Raw genomic sequence first — 18,388 nt, forward strand, 5'->3', positions numbered from 1 at the left:
TGTCCAGTTTACGGATAAACCAGCGCGGGTGATTTCAGTTAACTCTGATTTTGCCGCGGATTTGCCGGGAAAATCGCCCCCAGCACCGAAGCCTCTGAGGCACCGGTGACCGACGGAAGATTTCCCGGTAGTCCCGCGAGCGTACGCCACGCCAGCCATGCAAACGCCAGCGCCTCCATATCGTCGCCGCTGATACCGGCCTCATCGGTGGTCGACACTTCCGTCCCCGGCAGCAGAGCCGCCAGACGCGCCATCACCAGCGGGTTACGCGCGCCGCCGCCGCATACCAGCAAACGTTCACAGCCGCCGCTCAGCAACACCTGTTCGCTGATGCTGACGGCGGTCAGTTCGGTCAGCGTTGCCTGCACGTCCTGGGCGCGTAGCCCCGGATAACGCGCCAGATGCTGCGCCAGCCAGCCGTAGTTAAAGTACTCACGACCGGTGCTCTTCGGCGCGGGTAGCGCAAACCACGGGTCGCTTAACATATCCTGCAGCAGCGGCAGCACAACTTTGCCCTCGCTGGCCCAACGGGCGTCTTTATCATAGGGTTTGCCGCACTGACGCCAGATCCACGCATCCATCAGCATGTTACCAGGCCCGGTATCGTAGCCGCGCACCGGCTGACCCGGCACCAGCAACGAGAGGTTGGCTATGCCGCCAATATTGAGAATCATTCGACGTTCAACAGGATGCGCCAGCAGCGCATGGTGGAACGCCGGAACCAGCGGCGCGCCTTGACCACCGAGCGCCATATCGCGACGGCGAAAATCACCGACCACCGTTACGCCGGTGCGCGCGGCAATCTGGTTATTGTCGCCAATCTGCATGGTATGCGGCGCATCGCCCGCAGGCTCATGCCAGACCGTTTGGCCATGGCAGCCGATGGCCACGATTTCTGATGCCTGTAGCTTCTCCTGCGCCATCAGCGCCAGAACCGCATCGGCAAACAGCCGCCCCAGACGTGTATCAAGCCTCCCCAGCTGCGCCAGCGTGAGCTGTTGCCCCTGACAAATAGCCAGAATCTCTTCTTTAATAGCAATGGGGATGGGGAATGTCAGGCTGGCCTGCTGAGCGACCATCGTTTCATTAATAGTTGCGAGAACAACATCGACACCATCGAGGCTGGTGCCGGACATTACGCCGATAAAGCGACCTGATTTCATACGCTTTCCTTCATTCCATGACTCTCGTATATCCCCACACTCCATCATAAACGAGGGGGCAATGCTATGCTGCTATAATACTTTTTAACAATACAAGCAGCACTAGCCTGCTTAGCGTAAAGAAATTGTGTTTAGTTTAGGTTGAGACGACTCTGATTATTATTTTTAGTATAGTCACAGCATCTACTATGCCAGTAGACGCTTAAATGCCATATAATTGGCTACAAGGAAGTTCAATAGAACGCTTCTTGGTGAACAGGAGATTCATAAATGATTTTACGTGTTTTGGCTGTCTCGATGATTGGTTTTACGCTTGCAGGATGCGTCAGCAGCAGCGGCCTGTCCGGCGATGTTTACTCCGCATCTGAAGCCAAACAGGTCCAAAGCGTGACCTACGGCACCATTGTCCATACCCGTGCGGTTCAGATTCAGGGCGGCGATGACAGCAACGCTATCGGCGCCATCGGCGGCGCGGTACTCGGCGGCTTCCTGGGCAACACCATCGGCGGTGGCACCGGTCGCTCACTGGCAACCGCGGCAGGCGCAGTTGCAGGTGGCGTAGCCGGCCAGGGCGTACAGGGTGCGATGAACAAAACCCAGGGCGTTGAGCTGGAAATCCGCAAAGATGACGGCAACACCATTATGGTTGTGCAGAAACAGGGCAGCACGCCGTTCTCTGTTGGCCAGCGCGTGGCCATTGCCGGCAGCGGCAGCCAGGTGACGGTATCCCCTCGCTAAACCTTATTGATGCGGCCCTCACGGGCCGCTTATTTATATAAAATATGTATTACTCAGTAATATAAATAGATAATCCAAATATATTTAAATTCGCTCTCGCGCGTCTACTATTTGCGCCTGCGCAATATTCTCCCCATCATCATCAAGTAGTCTTCAGTCAGTAATACCCAAATCATTTACGACGTTTGCGTCGTTTTACTTTTGCCCTTTTATTGAGGGATGCTGACTATGTTTTTAAATCTTAAATGCTTACTCCACCGGATATTTCTTTACGTTACCGTATGCGGTTTTTCTATTGTTACGATTAATTTCCTTAGCGGCTCATTAATTCATCGTATTTCTGCAACGTCATCTATGCTTTTTCCGGTGTTGACTATTTCCCTGATGGGCTTCCATATCATGGTCGCCTGCTTTATGGGAATGAAGTATCTGTGTGATAAAAAAAGGCTGTACCTGGCGCCGATTGCCTTCGCATTTGCCTGTTCAGCCCTGCTGATGCTGGGGACTATCAGCAGCTACCCGGACTGGCTGATGTGCGGTCAGGGCCGCGTCATCAATCAGAATGACGCGTTTATTTTTTATTTTTTCCGTAACGTCATGATGGCTATTTTATTTATGACTTCGATAATTTTATATCGCATTCGCCATAGTACTATTAGCGCATGGAAAATCCACGGCGCGGTGCTGTCCAGCTGTTTTATTTTCATCACGGCAATACTCATATTATCGTGGATTCATTCCAGCAATTCTCCATGGTTAAGCATTGAATTTATTGACAACTTAACGTTTACTTTTACTCCGTTATGGCATAACCGAGTTGGCTGGTTATTAATTACCATCTGGTCATTGACGCTAATCTTACTTATTAGCCTGACTAAGCTGCGCAATATATTCTGGTACAGCGGCGCTTTTTTTTGTACGGCCTATATATTTACGCTGATGGTTCTGCTCTTCGCGGGTAATGATAGCGGACGCGCCTGGAACCAGGCTCGGCTCTTTGAAACGCTGAGCACCCTGTTTTTGGTTTTAGTACTACTTTGCGACGTTTTTATGCTCTACCGTGAATCGCACAACAAGTACGTCCACTCTTACCAAAACTCCATACGCGATCCCCTTACCCGGCTGTATAACCGCAGCTATTTTTATGACGCTTTGAATGAACAATTGCCGAAGGTGTCTGCCTCACAGCCGCTGTCGGTGATTGTCTGCGACCTCGATCGCTTTAAGCGTATAAACGACACCTACGGCCACGTACAGGGCGATAAGGTGATTCAGTTCGCCGCCAGCGTGTTACAAAGCAATGTGCGCCAGGACGACGCGGCAGCGCGTATCGGCGGTGAAGAGTTTGCCTTGCTGCTGGTCAACATTGGAGCAAAAGAAGCGCTGGCAATCGCCGAACGTGTTCGCCTTACCGTGAGCGATCGAGAGGAAGGACTGCCCGAAAGAATGACTATCAGTATGGGCGTGTTTACCACTCACGATGCGCATGTTTCTGCAGAAGAGTGCGTGAAGCGCGCGGATGCAGCGATGTACGAAGCCAAAAATACCGGTCGTAATCGCGTGGTGGTCTGGCAGGAGTAAGTTAAAAAGAGGCCCCGGGAATATCCGGGGCCTCAGGAAGGTCAATCTTTTGCCTGGAGATCGAGGATGTTGTGTTCAAGTTTACGAATCAAATTAAGCAGAGTTTCCACCTCTTCTTTAGAAACGCCTGCCAGAATCTCATCACGCGTTTTGCCGATAACCTCTTCCATTTCATTGATCAGGGGCTCGGCTTTTTCCGTAAGCTTGATACGTTTTGCTCGCCGGTCGTTTGCACAGGTCTGGCGAGAAATAAGCCCTTTCTCCTCCAGTTGGTCGAGCGTGCGTACCAGCGAAGGCTGCTCAATACCAATGGCTTTCGCCAGCTGAATCTGCGACTGTTCAGGCGGCAGCTGGTGAATGTTATGCAGCGTGACCCAGTGCGTCTGCGTTAACTCCAGAGGTTTCAGGCGATGGTCGATTAGCGCGCGCCATACGCGCACCAAACGTGCCAGATCAGAACCAAGTGGCGATTCCAATTTCATCTCCTTATAATTAGCTTGCTAAGTTATTATACTGATTTTAGAATAGTGTGCAGCATTTAAATTACCAAAACAAATGAATTACCTGATTCACTAAAATCAAGACAATGATTTACAATGTGAATAATTGCATCACCTGAACATTCTTCCTGCAACGGCAGAGGATTTTTGCTTGTGAAACTGAGTCTTAACACTGCCGGATTGTCGCTTCAGGACCTGGTGTTCGGCGCGTCTGTCTATTTCCCTCCTATCTTTAAAGCCGTCCTGTTAGGCTTTTTTATCTGGCTAATCGTTCATCGTCAGCTTCGGGACTGGATGTACGCGGGGGAGATCTGGCATCCCCTGCTGATGGACCTGTCGTTGTTTGCGCTCTCCGTCTGTCTGGCGCTGGCTTTACTGACTATCTGGTAATGTTCATTTCATGAAGAAACTAAAATACTTATCCACGCTGCTGGTTGCCGCGCTGGCCATTATTGCCGCCTGGCTGGTCTGGAATTACTACACTCAATCTCCATGGACCCGCGACGGTAAGGTACGCGCCGAACAGGTTGGCGTTACGCCGCAGGTTTCCGGCAGCATCCTGGAGCTCAACGTTCGCGATAATCAGTTAGTCAAGGCCGGGGATGTGCTGTTCCGCATTGATGATACGCCTTATAAAATTGCCCTGCTCAACGCTCAGGCGCAGCTCGCCAGAGCCAAAGCTGAAGTAGCCCGATCGCAGGCAGAACAGAAAAAAGCCGCCAGCGATGCCAGCCGCAGGCGCAGTCTTTCGCAAAACTTCATTTCCGCTGAAGACCTGGAAAGCGCCAATACCGCGCTTAATACCGCAAATACTAATCTTGAAGCCGCAAAGGCGGTAGTTGGCGCGGCGCAGGCCACCCTCGCTCATGCCCAGTGGCAGCTGACGCAAACGGAGATCAAAGCGCCGGTTGACGGCTGGGTCACCAATCTCTCCACCCGAGTTGGCGACTACGCTGCCGTCGGTCATCCGGTTTTTGCTCTTGTCGACAGCCACTCGTTTTACGTGGTGGGTTATTTCGAAGAAACTAAACTGCGCAATATCCGCCCCGGCGATAGCGCACAAATAATCCTGTACAGCAGCAAGCAAAAGTTACAGGGTCACGTAGGCAGCATTGGACGTGCGATCGTTGACCAGAGCGTAGAGGGCGGCGGCGAGCTGGTCGCCAATATTAAACCCAATATTCCATGGGTACGTCTTGCCCAGCGCGTACCGGTACGCATTGAGTTTGACAATCTGCCGCCGGATGTCACGCTGGTCTCCGGTACCACCTGCACCGTTGCCATTGGCCCTCAGTGATGAAGCTGCAGGCCCTGACCTGGCGTTCACTCCCCTGGATTAAGGCCAGCCGTCCGCAGTGGCGCTATGCCCTGCGCAATGGGATTGCGATGTGCCTCGCGCTAAGCGTCGCCTACTGGCTGAATCTTGATGAACCCTACTGGGCGATGACCTCTGCCGCGGTGGTCAGTTTTCCTACCGTCGGCGGCGTCATCAGCAAAAGCTTCGGACGTATTGCCGGTAGCCTGCTTGGCGCCTGCGCGGCGCTGCTGCTGGCCGGGCACACGCTTAACGATCCGTGGCTGTTTCTTTTCAGTATTTCAGCGTGGATAGCGCTCTGCACCTGGGCCTGCGCGATGTTCACCAACAATGTCGCCTACGCTTTCCAGCTGGCAGGCTACACCTGTGCGATTATTGCTTTCCCGGTTATCAACATCACTGACGCTAACGAACTGTGGACCATTGCGCAGTCGCGGGTCTGCGAAGTCATCGTCGGCATCTTGTGCGGCGGGCTAATGATGATGATCTTACCGAGTACCTCCGATGGTGCCACGCTGCTAACTGCGCTGAAAAACATGCATGCGCGCCTGCTGGAACACGCCAGCCTGCTGTGGGTACCGGAAACTACCGATGCAATCCGTTCCGCACACGAAAGCGTGATTGGGCAGATCCTGACCATGAATCTGCTGCGCATCCAGGCCTTCTGGAGCCACTATCGCTTTCGTCGGCAAAACCCGCTGCTGAACTACCTGCTTCACCAGCAGCTGCGAATGACCAGCGTGATTTCAAGCCTGCGGAGAATGCTGCTCAACTGGCCCACCGCGCCCGCCAATACCCGCGAAATACTGGAGTCTTTGCTCAGCGAATTAGCCAAGTCAAACGCTGACGTCTGGAGCGTGGCCCGCATTATCGCTCCGCTGGCTCCACCATCGGATGCGGACTACCGATACATCGCCTTCTGGAAGCGCCTGCGCTACTTTTGTCGTCTCTATCTGGACAATAGCCGCTGGATCAAACGCATCGAAAACGCTTCTGCGATAACGGAATTTAACGTGCCTTCAGCCCCCGCGCTGGCCCGCCATACAGACCAGACCGAAGCCTTGTGGAACGGCGTACGCGCCTTTTGCGCGCTGGTAATGCTCGGTGCCTGGGGAATTAGCACCCAATGGCAGTCCTGCGCGGCGGCGCTGACTCTGGCGGCAATCTGCTGCGTGCTCTATTCAATCTCATCCTCACCGTTCAAGTCGTTAACGCTGTTGATGCGCACCCTGATCCTGCTTTCCCTATTTAGCTTTGTGGTGAAGTTTGGCCTGATGGTGCAGATAACCGATCTGTGGCAGTTTTTACTGTTCCTTTTTCCCCTGCTGACCACCATGCAGCTGCTCAAACTGCAAATGCCTAAGCTGGCCGGACTGTGGGGACAGCTGATTGTATTTATGGGGTCATTTATATCGGTCACCAATCCTCCGGTCTATGATTACGCCTCGTTCCTGAACGACAATTTGGGGAAAATCATTGGTGTAGGCCTTGCATGGCTGGCATTCGCTATTATTAGCCCGGGTTCAGACGCCCGCAAAAGCCGCCGTCACATCCGGGCGTTACGGCGTCACTTTGTCGACCAGCTCAGCCGTCGTCCGCAGCACAGCGAGCACGAATTTGAATCGCTGGTTTATCACCATATTAGTCAGTTAAGTAATAGTCAGGATGCGCAGGCTCGCCGCTGGCTGCTGCGCTGGGGCGTGGTGTTGCTCAATTGCTCCCATGTGGTGTGGCAGCTGCGGGAATGGGAAACCCGCTCCGACCCGCTCTCACAGGTACGGGATCTATGTATTAGCCTGCTGCGGGACGTCATGAGCGAGCGCGGCGTACAGCAGCGCCCTCTCGCCTCGACTTTGCAGGAGCTGCAGCGAATCTGCGACACGCTTAATCACCATCACCAGCCCGCGGCCAAAGAGCTGGCGGCGGTCATCTGGCGACTGTGGTGCGCGCTGTCGCAGCTGGAACAAGCGCCGATTGCCGGAACGCTGACCGAAAGGACTACTTAATCACGCCGCAGGCGAACCGCTCGCCGCCGCCTCCCAGAGGCTGAGGGCTGTCGGACATATTATCGCCCCCCACGTGAATCATCAGCGCTTTCCCTTTAATCTCATCCAGGTTTTTTAAACGTGGAGCCACCACCGGCTGGGTGGCTTTACCGTCGTTATTGACCACCAGAAATGGCAGATCGCCGAGGTGACCGGCACCGTCAGGCCCTGCATGTTTTCCGGTGTTATGTGGATCATAATGCCCGCCGGCTGCGCCAGCGGCGACGGCTTTGCCTTCTTTAATGGCCGGCTGGCAGCTGCCGTTGGCATGAATATGAAAGCCGTGTTCACCAGGAGGAAGCGCTTTCAGATCAGGGGTAAACTCCAGACCTTTAGCGGTTTCACTGATTTTAACGCTACCTATGTGCTGACCAACGCTCTGATTGGTCACCAGATTGATATCAACACTTTCGCTTGCCGCCTGTGCGCCGGCGCATACGGTAAGGGTAAATATGGCAAGAATACATCGTTGCATAGCACCTCCTTAATGGCTCTATCGCTACTAAGTGTAGGCCATTAAGGAGGCGATGAAGGGTTACGGAACGTCGTACCCTAAAGCCGCTTTGCGAATTCGGAACCACTGCTGGCGGGACATGTTCAGCTTCTCAGCCACAACCGCGGAGCGCACGCGCTCAATTTTACCAGAGCCGATAATGGGCAGCGGCCGCGAAGGCAGACGCAGGATCCACGCGTATACCACCTGCTCAATGCTCTCGGCATTCAGCTCCTGAGCGATGCGGGCCAGTTCATCGCGCAGCGGCTGGAAGCTGTCGTCATTAAACAAACGACCACCGCCGAGGCAGGACCAGGCCATCGGGCGAATACGTAGCTGCTGAAGCTGATCGAGCGTGCCGTCAAGCAGCAGCGGCTGATGGACCGGGGAAATTTCCACCTGGTTGGTCGCGAGGGTAAACGGCAGACGCGACTGCAGCAGAGTAAACTGAGCAGGCGTGAAGTTAGATACGCCGAAGTGGCGCACTTTGCCGCTGTGATGTAACGCCATAAAAGCTTCCGCGACTTCATCAGCATCCATCAGCGGGTCCGGGCGATGAATCAGCAGCAGGTCAAGACGATCGGTGGCCAGATTACGCAGCGACTGCTCCGCGCTCTGCACAATGTGGTCGCGGTCGGTAATATAGTGGCCTATGGTATTTTCACGCCGTGCTTTGGTCGCAATCCCGCATTTGGTTACAATTTCCATACGGCTGCGCAGGTGCGGCGCCAGCTTCAGCGCTTCACCAAACGTCGCTTCACAGCGATAATCGCCATAGATGTCGGCATGATCGACGGTGGTAACGCCCAGATCCAGGTGCTGCTCAACAAAGCTCACCAGCTCTTGAGCGGACATATTCCAGTCCATCAGACGCCAGTAGCCCATCACAAAACGAGAGAATTCCGGCCCCTGCGGAGCCATAGCAATACGCTGAACCATAACAGCTTCCTCAACAAAAAAGTGTCCTGAGTATACGCAATTTTATGCTTAAAACAGTGAAGGTTGCTGCGGTTCTTCCGGACTCTCCTGTTTAGCTGCGCGTAATTTACGCAGCAGCCGCTGGCGGCACAGACGCAGAACCTCCTGCTTTTGCGCATCGCTCATTTTCTGCCAGTTAAAACGTTCGTCGCGACTACGCAAGCAACCCCGGCAGTAGCCGCGTTCATCAGACTGACAAATTCCCCGGCACGGACTTTGTACCGGGAAGAACTCAAGTTGTTCAGCCACTTCGCCTCTCCTGCACCGATCTCTTTCTTTATTGAAGACGTTTCACTCGCCGTAAGCAAATTTTGTTCATCACCCTCTGCGCCAGGCAGCATTTTTAATTATGACTTGCATTAGACCAATCGGTCTATTACAGTGGGCGCCATGAACAAGCACAGTGAATGCAACACCCGCGAACATATCCTTGCCACCGGCGAGAAGCTCTGCATGCATCGGGGATTTACCGGTATGGGTCTGAGCGAACTGCTGAAAACAGCGGAAGTGCCGAAAGGTTCTTTTTATCACTACTTTCGCTCTAAAGAGGCCTTCGGCGTTGAGCTGCTCGACCATCATTACGCCGGATATCTTCAGCGCCTGGTGGAGCATTTTGAACACGGCGAAGGAAACTATCGCGATCGCCTGTTAGCCTACTATCAGCATACGCTGACGCAGTTTTGCCAGCGGGGTATTATCAGCGGTTGCCTGACGGTTAAGCTGTCGGCCGAGGTGTGCGATTTGTCGGAAGATATGCGCACCGCAATGGATAAAGGCGCCAGCCAGATTATCATCCTGCTCGGCGACGCTCTTGAAAAGGGCCGGCAAGAAGGCTGCCTGGCATTTGACGGCGACGCATTAACGCTCTCCCAGGTGCTTTACTCCCTGTGGCTCGGGGCCAATCTGCAGGCCAAGATCACGCGTAACGCCGCGCCGCTGGAAAGCGCCCTTGCTCATGTTAAAAATATTATTGCCGCGCCTGCCGTTTAACAGGCGTTTTTATTTCACCAGCCACAAGACGACCGGTCTACTCAGGAGTCAGTATGTCAGAATCAAAGTTGTTTACCCCGTTGAAAGTGGGTGCGGTAACCGTACCGAATCGCGTGTTTATGGCTCCGCTGACCCGTCTGCGCAGCATTGAGCCGGGCGATATTCCTACTCCGCTGATGGGCGAATACTATCGTCAGCGCGCCAGCTCCGGCCTGATTATTACCGAAGCCACGCAGATTTCCGCTCAGGCTAAAGGCTACGCGGGAGCGCCTGGCCTGCACAGCCCGGAACAGATTGCCGCGTGGCAAAAAATCACCGCTGGCGTTCATGCGGAAAACGGGCGTATTGCCGTTCAGCTGTGGCACACCGGGCGTATTTCCCATAGCAGCCTCCAGCCCGGCGGTGCCGCACCGGTTGCGCCATCGGCGATAAGCGCAGGTACCCGCACCTCGCTGCGCGATGAAAACGGCCATGCTATTCGCGTCGATACGTCGATGCCGCGCGCGCTCGAAACCGAAGAGATCCCGGGGATCGTTGACGATTTCCGTCAGGCGGTAGGCAACGCTCGCGATGCTGGATTCGACCTCGTCGAACTGCACTCCGCGCACGGCTACCTGCTGCACCAGTTCCTGTCCCCTTCTTCTAACCATCGTACCGATGAGTACGGCGGCAGCGTGGAAAATCGCGCCCGCCTCGTGCTGGAAGTGGTTGATGCGGTAAGTAAAGAGTGGAGCGCCGACCGTATCGGTATTCGCGTTTCGCCAATCGGCAGCTTCCAGAACGTCGATAATGGTCCGAATGAAGAAGCCGATGCGCTCTATTTGATCGAACAGCTGGCCAAACGCGGGATCGCCTATCTGCACATGTCTGAACCGGACTGGGCTGGCGGCCAGCCGTATAGCGATGAGTTCCGCCAGAAAGTGCGCGACCGTTTCCCTGGAGCGATTATCGGCGCTGGCGCCTATACGGTCGAAAAGGCAAATGACCTGATTGGTAAAGGGCTGATTGATGCCGTTGCCTTCGGTCGCGACTATATTGCCAACCCGGATCTGGTGGCGCGCCTGCAGAAAAAGGCCCCACTCAACCCGCAGCGTCCGGAAAGCTTCTACGGCGGCGGTGCTGAAGGCTATACCGACTACCCAACGCTGTAATCCCTCCATTGATAGCGGCGGGTTATCGCCGCTATACTCAACGCTCTGATGTATCAAAATAAACTGCATAGGGGACATTATGCGCTTACTTCACACCATGCTGCGCGTCGGCGACCTGCAACGTTCTATCGAGTTTTACACCAACGTGCTGGGCATGAAACTGCTGCGCACCAGCGAAAACACTGAGTATAAATACTCGCTGGCATTCGTGGGTTACGGCGAAGAAAGCGATACCGCCGTTATTGAGCTGACCTACAACTGGGGCGTTGATAAGTACGACCTCGGCAGCGCCTATGGCCATATCGCGCTGAGCGTTGAAAACGCTGCTGAAGCCTGCGAGCGCATCCGCCAGAACGGCGGTAACGTGACGCGTGAAGCAGGTCCGGTCAAAGGCGGTACCACGGTCATCGCTTTCGTCGAAGATCCGGATGGCTATAAAATCGAACTGATTGAAGAGAAAGACGCCGGTAAAGGCCTCGGCAACTAATCCGCTTCGGGCACCTGCGGTGCCCGCTGTTTTATCCCCCCTGCCTGCTGCAAGGCGCGGTAAAATTTGCCATAATGCGCGCTACTTTTTTCCAGCTAAGAGAATCTGATGTCCGAGAACGCTCAACTTAATGGTCTGTGCGACCGTTTTCGCGGTTTTTATCCAGTGGTAATTGATGTTGAAACTGCCGGATTTAATGCCAAAACCGACGCCCTGCTGGAGATCGCCGCTATTACGTTGAAAATGGACGAGGAAGGCTGGCTGATGCTGGACGAAACGCTGCATTTTCATGTTGAACCTTTTGAAGGCGCAAACCTGCAGCCTGAAGCCCTGGCTTTTAACGGTATTAATCCCAACGATCCCGAGCGCGGCGCGGTAAGCGAATACGATGCGCTGCACGCGATATTCAAAATGGTGCGTAAGGGAATGAAAGAGAGCGACTGCAGCCGCGCTATTATGGTCGCGCATAACGCCACGTTCGATCACGGCTTTACGATGGCGGCGGCCGAGCGCGCCGGTCTGAAACGCAATCCATTCCATCCGTTCGTTACTTTCGATACCGCTGCCCTGAGCGGACTTGCGCTCGGTCAAACGGTGCTTTCAAAAGCCTGCATTGCCGCAGGGATGGAATTTGATGGTACGCAGGCACATTCGGCCCTTTACGATACCGAACAAACCGCCCAGCTGTTCTGCGAAATTGTCAACCGCTGGAAGCGTCTTGGCGGCTGGCCGCTGCCCGTAGCCGAAGAATAAGAGATAAAAAAAAGCGACTTCATCTGAAGTCGCTTTTTTATGGGAAGCAAAATTACTCTGCTTTCGGCTCGTCAGTATTATACTTCGCCGCCGTTTCTTTGATCAGCTGCTGCAGCTCGCCGCGCTGATACATTTCAATCACGATGTCACAGCCGCCGACCAGCTCGCCGTCAACCCACAGCTGCGGAAAGGTCGGCCAGTTAGCGTATTTCGGCAGCTCTGCGCGGATGTCCGGGTTTTGCAGGATATCGACGTAGGCAAAACGTTCGCCACAGGCGGAGAGCGCCTGAACGGCCTGAGCGGAGAAACCGCAGCTCGGCAGTTTTGGAGACCCTTTCATATACAGCAGGATTGGGTTTTCAGCGATTTGACGTTGGATTTTTTCTAAAGTGGTGCTCATTGTCGTGCTTCCTTAAACATCTCTACGGCAGTTATTTGTCATTGTAGCGCTCTGAACGCAGGACCGATAATAACATTTTTTTCACTTGCCACATTTTATCTTCTGTAGGCAAAAGTTGCCTCAAAAATATCATTTCATTATTATACGCAGCAACGCGTTGCGCATTTTTCATACACGGAAACGGCTCGCGGACGCATTTTTTTGCAAATGTTAACCAAACGAGTCTTTTGATACAAAAGAGTATTAACTCTCCGCGTTTTTATGCTTTAGAATCGATGCGTTTTGTCAATCATCGTCAGGCATAGGTATATGTCTGTAATTTAATCAGGGGATTGCTCAGTGGCGCGTCTTAACAAAATTGCGATTTCGCTCTGTGCATTACTTTTTACAACTATTTCACTTCCGCCATTAGCGCATGCTACAGGGCATACGCACGCTTCTTCTAAGCCTAAAGCGCATCCAGCTAAGGGCACTACCGCAGAGCGGAAGAAAAAAGCAGTCAGTTCCAAAAGCAAAACCACCGCCAAAACCGCCAGCAAGAAAACGTCGACCTCCAGCCGCACTAAATTAACCGCGTCACGCCAGACCGCCAGCGCCGCCAAAAAATGCGTCCTGCGTAAGGGCTATAAAAAGCTGTGCGCCAGCTCGACAAAGTCGATAGCGGAAAGCAGGATGGCAACGGCGAGCGTGCAGAAAAAGTGCGTGGTGCGTAAAGGCTATAAAACCCGCTGCAAACCTGTTGTCGACGAACCTCTGCTGACCATCGCCGATGCGCATAAGGCCAGGGTACAAAAAGCGCAAACGACCGCCATGTCGAAGCTGATGGATCAGATTGGCAAGCCTTATCGCTGGGGTGGCACCTCCCCGCGCACCGGCTTCGATTGCAGCGGTCTGGTTTATTACGCCTATAAAGATCTGGTCAAAATTCGTATTCCGCGCACGGCGAATGAGATGTATCACCTGCGCGACGCCCGTCCTGTCGATCGCGGCGAACTGCAAAGCGGTGATTTGGTCTTCTTCCGTACCCGCGGCCGCGGTACCGCCGATCACGTTGGCGTCTATGTCGGCAACGGCAAGTTTATCCAGTCGCCGCGCACCGGCCGCGATATTCAGATAACTTCCTTAAGTGAAGACTACTGGGTTCGCCACTACGTCGGCGCGCGCCGGGTCATGACGCCGAAAACCATTCGCTAATCGCGCCCTGTTGCTTTGGCGACAGGGTAACTCTCTCTTTTACCACATCTTTTAATTTGCTACTATTACCTTGCGCAATACAGGGTTATTGCGCGTACTATGCCCAAAATCATTCCGCCGCATCACAAGGCGCTCTTGCGCCTGGAACGGCGCCTGCACGCCCAACCGGTAGACCGGATAAGCGCAGACAGCCGACCAGGATGCAGCAGGAAATATGACGGGTATAACGATAAAAAGGAGAGTAGCAATGTCGTTCGAATTACCTGCATTACCATATGCAAAAGACGCCCTGGCGCCGCACATTTCCGCAGAAACCCTGGAATACCATTACGGTAAACACCACCAGGCATATGTCACCAACCTGAATAACCTGATCAAAGGCACCGCGTTTGAAGGTAAAACCTTAGAAGAGATCGTGCGTTCCTCTGACGGTGGTATCTTCAATAACGCCGCACAGGTCTGGAACCACACTTTCTACTGGAACTGCCTCGCGCCAAACGCGGGCGGCGAGCCGCAAGGTGAACTGGCGGCAGCTATCGCTAAATCCTTCGGCAGCTTTGCTGATTTCAAAGCCAAATTTACCGATGCGGCAGCAAAAAACTTCGGCGCTGGCTGGACCTGGCTGGTGAAAAATGCCGATGGCAGCCTGGCGATTGTCTCCACCAGCAACGCGGGCACGCCGCTGACCAGCGACGCTACTCCGCTGCTGACCGTGGATGTCTGGGAGCATGCCTACTACATCGACTACCGCAACGCTCGTCCAAACTATCTGGAGCACTTCTGGGCGCTGGTAAACTGGAAGTTTGTGGCGGCTAATCTGGCAGCATAAAAGCGAACCGCAGAGGCATTGCTGCTTCTGCGGTTATTTTTCTCACCTTAGAATATTATTGATTGGCGAACGCCTCTTTCGGCTGCGACCGGCCGCTGAACAACACCAGCAGCAGCGCCACGCCGGCAATTATCGCCCCCATCACCGGCACAAACGCATATCCCAGTCCTCCGGAAATTACCGCTCCTCCCGCTGCCGCGCCCAGCGCGTTCCCAAGATTGAAAGCGCCGATATTCACCGAAGATGAGAGCCCCGGCGCTTCATGAGCGACGCGCATCACGCGCATCTGCAAAGGCGGAACTACCGCAAAGGTCGCCGCGCCCCACACAACCATGCTGATGGCCGCGCCCGCCTGTGACTGAGCTAACAGCGGTATCGCCAGCATGATAACCATCAAAAGCAGAAGAAAGCCCTTCAGCGTGCCGGAAACGGAACGGTCGGCAAACTTGCCGCCAAGGTAGTTACCCAGCGAGAAGCCTACGCCAATCAGCACCAGCATCGCGGTAACAAACAGCGGCGAGGCATGAGTGATTGTATGCAGTACGGGGGAAATGTAGGTATACAGCGTGAACATCGCCCCTGCCCCCAGCACGGTCGTCAGCAGCGCCGACAGTACCTGCGGGCGCATCAGCACCGACAGCTCCTGTTTCACGTTCGGGCGCTCGCCGGCGCTGCCCTTCGGTAAAGAGAACCAAAGGCCGATCATTGCCACTACGCCCAGCCCCGCGGTTGCGAGAAACGACATGCGCCAGCCGATAGTTTCGCCAAGCCAGGTCGCTGCGGGAACGCCGCCGATATTAGCAATGGTCAGCCCCATAAACATCGTTGCCACGGCGCTGGCCTGCTTATGTTTTGGCACCACGCTTGCCGCAACCACCGATCCTAAGCCGAAGAATGCGCCGTGATTAAGGCTGGTAATGATACGCGACAGCAGTAGCGTGGTGTAATCAGGTGCGATTGAAGAGAGCACATTGCCGAGAGTAAAAATCGCCATCAAAAAGATCAGCGCATTTCTGCGGGCGCGGTGGGAGAGCAGCAGAGTCATCAGCGGCGCGCCAACCATGACACCGATTGCATAGGCGCTGATCAGCATTCCCGCGGCCGGAATTGAAACATCCACGCCTTTTGCGATAACCGGTAATAACCCCATCGGGGAGAACTCGGTCGTACCGATGCCAAAAGCACCGACCGCCAGCGCGAGCAGGGGAAAATTGATTTTCATGCAAGAACTCCATCAGGCCGCCTTTCGCGACGGCATCTCATCAGAAGTCAAAAGCATGACATCAATCACAGAAAAACAAAAGTAAACGAAATGGCAAAAGATTTTTGCGAAATTGATAATAATGCGCAATGAAAAAGGGAGAGCGACCTCTCCCTTATTGTGAAATTAGTGCAGTACGGCGACCAAACCTGAAGCGACAATCAAACCCAGAACAATAATCGTTGTTGTCAGCGAAAACTTTAAATCTGTATCCATCAATTTTTCCCCCTGATTATCCCCACATGAAAAGTGAGCTTGCTCATTTTTACACAGATTAGCGTAAAAATCTTCCTGGATTTAGGGTGATGCACATTTTTGCTCTTCCCCTTTGCCCCAAGATCGGACAAAATCCCACGCTAATTTGAAAGCGTATCGGCCATTGACCCCTTCCTGTCGTTCTGTGTCGTTTTCCCGACGTGATGCCATGAATAATTTTGGCGTCAGGGTGTGTACAGGCAAACGTTTACGTACCGATAAACAGACGTTCAGGTCAAGGTCTGGAGTGAGAAGTAATGGCAACTATTAAAGATGTAGCGAAACGCGCAAACGTTTCCACTACAACAGTGTCACATGTGATTAACAAAACCCGATTCGTTGCGGAAGAGACGCGCAATGCGGTATGGGCGGCAATCAAAGAGCTGCATTACTCCCCCAGCGCCGTCGCCCGCAGCCTGAAGGTGAATCACACCAAATCTATTGGCCTGCTGGCGACCAGCAGCGAAGCGGCCTATTTTGCTGAAATAATTGAATCCGTTGAGAAAAGCTGCTTTCAGAAGGGTTATACCCTGATTCTTGGCAATGCCTGGAACGATCCGGAGAAACAGCGCGCTTACCTTTCAATGATGGCGCAAAAACGCGTAGATGGCCTGCTGGTGATGTGTTCCGAGTACCCGGAATCGGTGTTAAGCATGCTGGAAGAGTATCGCCACATTCCGATGGTCGTCATGGACTGGGGCGAAGCGAAAGCCGACTTTACCGATGCGGTGATTGATAACGCCTTTGAAGGCGGCTATATCGCCGGTCGCTACCTTGTTGAGCGCGGACATCGCGAGATCGGCGCCATTCCTGGACCTCTGGAACGTAATACCGGCGCAGGTCGACTGGCCGGCTTTATGAAAGCGATGGAAGAAGCGCAGATTAAGATCCCGGAGCACTGGATTGTACAGGGTGATTTTGAACCGGAATCCGGCTACCGCGCCATGCAGCAAATTCTCAGCCAGCATCATCGCCCTACGGCAATTTTCTGCGGCGGGGATATCATGGCGATGGGCGCAATCTGCGCGGCGGATGAAATGGGTCTGCGCGTACCGCAGGATATTTCGCTGATCGGGTATGATAACGTGCGCAACGCCCGCTACTTCAGCCCGGCGCTGACCACTATCCATCAGCCTAAAGACTCTCTGGGCGAAGCGGCCTTCAATATGCTGCTGGACAGAATCGTCAATAAGCGTGAAGTTTCTCAGTCGATTGAGGTTCATCCGCGTCTGGTCGAGCGCCGTTCTGTGGCCGATGGTCCGTTTGTTGATTACCGCCGTTAGTCCTTCCCGCGGCGCCGGTTATTCCGGCGCCCGCAGCCACTCCCGATTTAACGTTTCGCTATCACCAAGATAATCCAGCAACCATAATAGAGCCGGAGAGGCATCGCTTTGCTGCCACGTCAGGCAGCACGCGGCATCCGGGAAAGGATTTTCCAGTTCCAGAGCCGTCCATTCGCCGCTATCAAGCCACGGACGCGCTAAATGCCCGGGCACCATTCCGATGCACAGTCCGGCGGAGAGGCAGGTCTCGGAGGCATCCCAGTCCGGCACAACCACCCTCTTCTGGTTATCCAACAGCCAGGTGGTTCGCTTCGGCAGCGAGCGTGAAGTATCCTCTCTCACCAACGACGGCCAGTTGCGCAACAGATCATCGCTCAGTGGCCCGGCCATTTTTGCCAGAGGATGGTGGCTCGCGACAACGCAGTCCCAGCTCAGCATCCCCATATCGCGAAAGGCATAGCGTCCACCGACCGGAATTGAGCGCGTCGCGCCGATGGCTAACTCCACGCGCCCGTCGGCCAACGCATCCCAGACGCCGTTAAACACCTCCTGAAAAACGATCAGTTCTACGTCATCAAAATGACGATAGAAATCAACGATCATCTGGCGCATACGCGTGGGCTTGACGATGTTATCCACCGCGATAGAGAGCTGCCCGCGCCAGCCGTTAGCTATCTGCTGGCACTGCTGGCGGGTGATCTGCATTTTTTTGATAACAGAGCGCCCCTCTTGTAAAAACCAGACCCCGGCAGGCGTTAATTCCACATCCCGGTGGCGACGTTCAAATAGCGGTACCGCCAGCCACTCCTCCAGCTGGCGTACGGTATAGCTGACCGCCGAGGGGACGCGGTGCAGCTCCTGCGCGGCGGCGCTAAAGCTGCCGTTGCGGGCGACAGCATCGACAACTTCAAGAGAGTATTCAGACCACATTTTCTGCCTGCAAAATTTTTGAATTCACCTGACAAATATTAG

Annotated in this window: 21 protein-coding genes; 12 read left to right on the top strand and 9 right to left on the bottom strand. The window is 54.0% G+C overall.

All coding sequences use genetic code 11. The features are described 5' to 3' along the window. Positions 1-38 precede the first annotated feature (38 nt). Positions 39-1,163 (bottom strand): anhydro-N-acetylmuramic acid kinase, encoded by a 1,125-nt coding sequence (gene anmK / locus GJ746_RS14135; RefSeq protein WP_154680784.1) that lies wholly within the window; start codon positions 1,161-1,163, stop codon positions 39-41. A 270-nt stretch (positions 1,164-1,433) separates the two neighbouring features. On the opposite strand from anmK, the gene slyB reads away from it, so the two are divergent. Further along, positions 1,434-1,901: an outer membrane lipoprotein SlyB gene (gene slyB, locus GJ746_RS14140; RefSeq protein ID WP_004851450.1), complete on the top strand. Its 468-nt coding sequence runs from the start codon at positions 1,434-1,436 to the stop codon at positions 1,899-1,901. A 228-nt stretch (positions 1,902-2,129) separates the two neighbouring features. Further along, positions 2,130-3,482 (top strand): GGDEF domain-containing protein, encoded by a 1,353-nt coding sequence (locus GJ746_RS14145; RefSeq protein WP_154680785.1) that lies wholly within the window; start codon positions 2,130-2,132, stop codon positions 3,480-3,482. A 41-nt stretch (positions 3,483-3,523) separates the two neighbouring features. Here GJ746_RS14145 and slyA read toward each other — a convergent pair whose 3' ends face one another. Beyond that, positions 3,524-3,964 (bottom strand): transcriptional regulator SlyA, encoded by a 441-nt coding sequence (slyA, locus tag GJ746_RS14150; RefSeq protein ID WP_016810099.1) that lies wholly within the window; start codon positions 3,962-3,964, stop codon positions 3,524-3,526. Between the two features lie 171 nt (positions 3,965-4,135). On the opposite strand from slyA, the gene GJ746_RS14155 reads away from it, so the two are divergent. The 3 genes from GJ746_RS14155 to GJ746_RS14165 are packed head-to-tail and all read left to right on the top strand — an operon-like array spanning position 4,136 to position 7,303. After that, positions 4,136-4,372: a DUF1656 domain-containing protein gene (locus GJ746_RS14155; RefSeq protein WP_154680786.1), complete on the top strand. Its 237-nt coding sequence runs from the start codon at positions 4,136-4,138 to the stop codon at positions 4,370-4,372. A 10-nt stretch (positions 4,373-4,382) separates the two neighbouring features. Next, positions 4,383-5,279 (top strand): HlyD family secretion protein, encoded by an 897-nt coding sequence (locus GJ746_RS14160; RefSeq protein ID WP_154680787.1) that lies wholly within the window; start codon positions 4,383-4,385, stop codon positions 5,277-5,279. Next, positions 5,279-7,303: an FUSC family protein gene (locus tag GJ746_RS14165; RefSeq protein WP_154680788.1), complete on the top strand. Its 2,025-nt coding sequence runs from the start codon at positions 5,279-5,281 to the stop codon at positions 7,301-7,303. Before GJ746_RS14160 ends, GJ746_RS14165 begins: the two co-directional genes overlap by 1 nt. Here GJ746_RS14165 and sodC read toward each other — a convergent pair. The 3 genes from sodC to GJ746_RS14180 are packed head-to-tail and all read right to left on the bottom strand — an operon-like array spanning position 7,296 to position 9,062. Further along, on the bottom strand, positions 7,296-7,817 hold the full coding sequence (sodC, locus tag GJ746_RS14170) for a superoxide dismutase [Cu-Zn] SodC (protein WP_154680789.1): 522 nt from the start codon (positions 7,815-7,817) through the stop codon (positions 7,296-7,298). The genes GJ746_RS14165 and sodC overlap by 8 nt on opposite strands. A 60-nt stretch (positions 7,818-7,877) precedes the next feature. Beyond that, complete coding sequence (locus GJ746_RS14175) at positions 7,878-8,774, bottom strand: aldo/keto reductase (RefSeq protein WP_154680790.1); 897 nt, start codon at positions 8,772-8,774, stop codon at positions 7,878-7,880. 48 nt (positions 8,775-8,822) lie between these two features. Beyond that, a complete protein-coding gene (locus GJ746_RS14180; protein ID WP_154680791.1) occupies positions 8,823-9,062 on the bottom strand; it encodes a DUF1289 domain-containing protein in 240 nt (79 codons plus the stop codon). 141 nt (positions 9,063-9,203) lie between these two features. Between GJ746_RS14180 and GJ746_RS14185 the strand changes: the two genes are divergently transcribed. From GJ746_RS14185 to rnt, 4 genes are all read left to right on the top strand, one after another. Then, on the top strand, positions 9,204-9,803 hold the full coding sequence (locus tag GJ746_RS14185) for a TetR/AcrR family transcriptional regulator (protein ID WP_154680792.1): 600 nt from the start codon (positions 9,204-9,206) through the stop codon (positions 9,801-9,803). 53 nt (positions 9,804-9,856) lie between these two features. Beyond that, complete coding sequence (locus GJ746_RS14190; protein ID WP_154680793.1) at positions 9,857-10,954, top strand: alkene reductase; 1,098 nt, start codon at positions 9,857-9,859, stop codon at positions 10,952-10,954. Positions 10,955-11,033: 79 nt separating this feature from the next. Continuing rightward, positions 11,034-11,441, top strand: a complete 408-nt coding sequence (gene gloA, locus GJ746_RS14195) for a lactoylglutathione lyase (RefSeq protein WP_004119471.1) — start codon at positions 11,034-11,036, stop codon at positions 11,439-11,441. Between the two features lie 108 nt (positions 11,442-11,549). After that, positions 11,550-12,194 (top strand): ribonuclease T, encoded by a 645-nt coding sequence (gene rnt / locus GJ746_RS14200; protein WP_154680794.1) that lies wholly within the window; start codon positions 11,550-11,552, stop codon positions 12,192-12,194. Positions 12,195-12,246: 52 nt separating this feature from the next. On the opposite strand, the gene grxD is transcribed toward rnt, so the two are convergent. After that, on the bottom strand, positions 12,247-12,594 hold the full coding sequence (grxD, locus tag GJ746_RS14205; RefSeq protein WP_154680795.1) for a monothiol glutaredoxin 4: 348 nt from the start codon (positions 12,592-12,594) through the stop codon (positions 12,247-12,249). Between the two features lie 339 nt (positions 12,595-12,933). Here grxD and GJ746_RS14210 point away from each other — a divergent pair, with 339 nt between their 5' ends. Then, a complete protein-coding gene (locus GJ746_RS14210) occupies positions 12,934-13,788 on the top strand; it encodes a C40 family peptidase (RefSeq protein ID WP_154680796.1) in 855 nt (284 codons plus the stop codon). Positions 13,789-14,035: 247 nt separating this feature from the next. After that, entirely contained in the window at positions 14,036-14,617 is a 582-nt protein-coding gene (sodB, locus tag GJ746_RS14215) for a superoxide dismutase [Fe] (RefSeq protein ID WP_154680797.1), read from the top strand. 55 nt (positions 14,618-14,672) lie between these two features. Here sodB and GJ746_RS14220 read toward each other — a convergent pair whose 3' ends face one another. Beyond that, positions 14,673-15,839 carry an MFS transporter gene (locus GJ746_RS14220; protein ID WP_154680798.1) on the bottom strand — a complete coding sequence of 389 codons (1,167 nt, stop codon included), beginning with the start codon at positions 15,837-15,839 and terminating at the stop codon, positions 14,673-14,675. 165 nt (positions 15,840-16,004) lie between these two features. Beyond that, a complete protein-coding gene (locus GJ746_RS14225; RefSeq protein WP_154680799.1) occupies positions 16,005-16,094 on the bottom strand; it encodes a YnhF family membrane protein in 90 nt (29 codons plus the stop codon). Between the two features lie 296 nt (positions 16,095-16,390). Here GJ746_RS14225 and purR point away from each other — a divergent pair, with 296 nt between their 5' ends. After that, entirely contained in the window at positions 16,391-17,416 is a 1,026-nt protein-coding gene (gene purR / locus GJ746_RS14230) for an HTH-type transcriptional repressor PurR (protein ID WP_154680800.1), read from the top strand. A gap of 18 nt (positions 17,417-17,434) precedes the next feature. On the opposite strand, the gene punR is transcribed toward purR, so the two are convergent. Beyond that, a complete protein-coding gene (gene punR / locus GJ746_RS14235; protein WP_154680801.1) occupies positions 17,435-18,346 on the bottom strand; it encodes a DNA-binding transcriptional activator PunR in 912 nt (303 codons plus the stop codon). Positions 18,347-18,388: the final 42 nt, after the last annotated feature.

The sequence above is a fragment of the Klebsiella oxytoca genome, assembly GCF_009707385.1.
Taxonomy (GTDB): Bacteria; Pseudomonadota; Gammaproteobacteria; order Enterobacterales; family Enterobacteriaceae; genus Klebsiella; species Klebsiella oxytoca_C.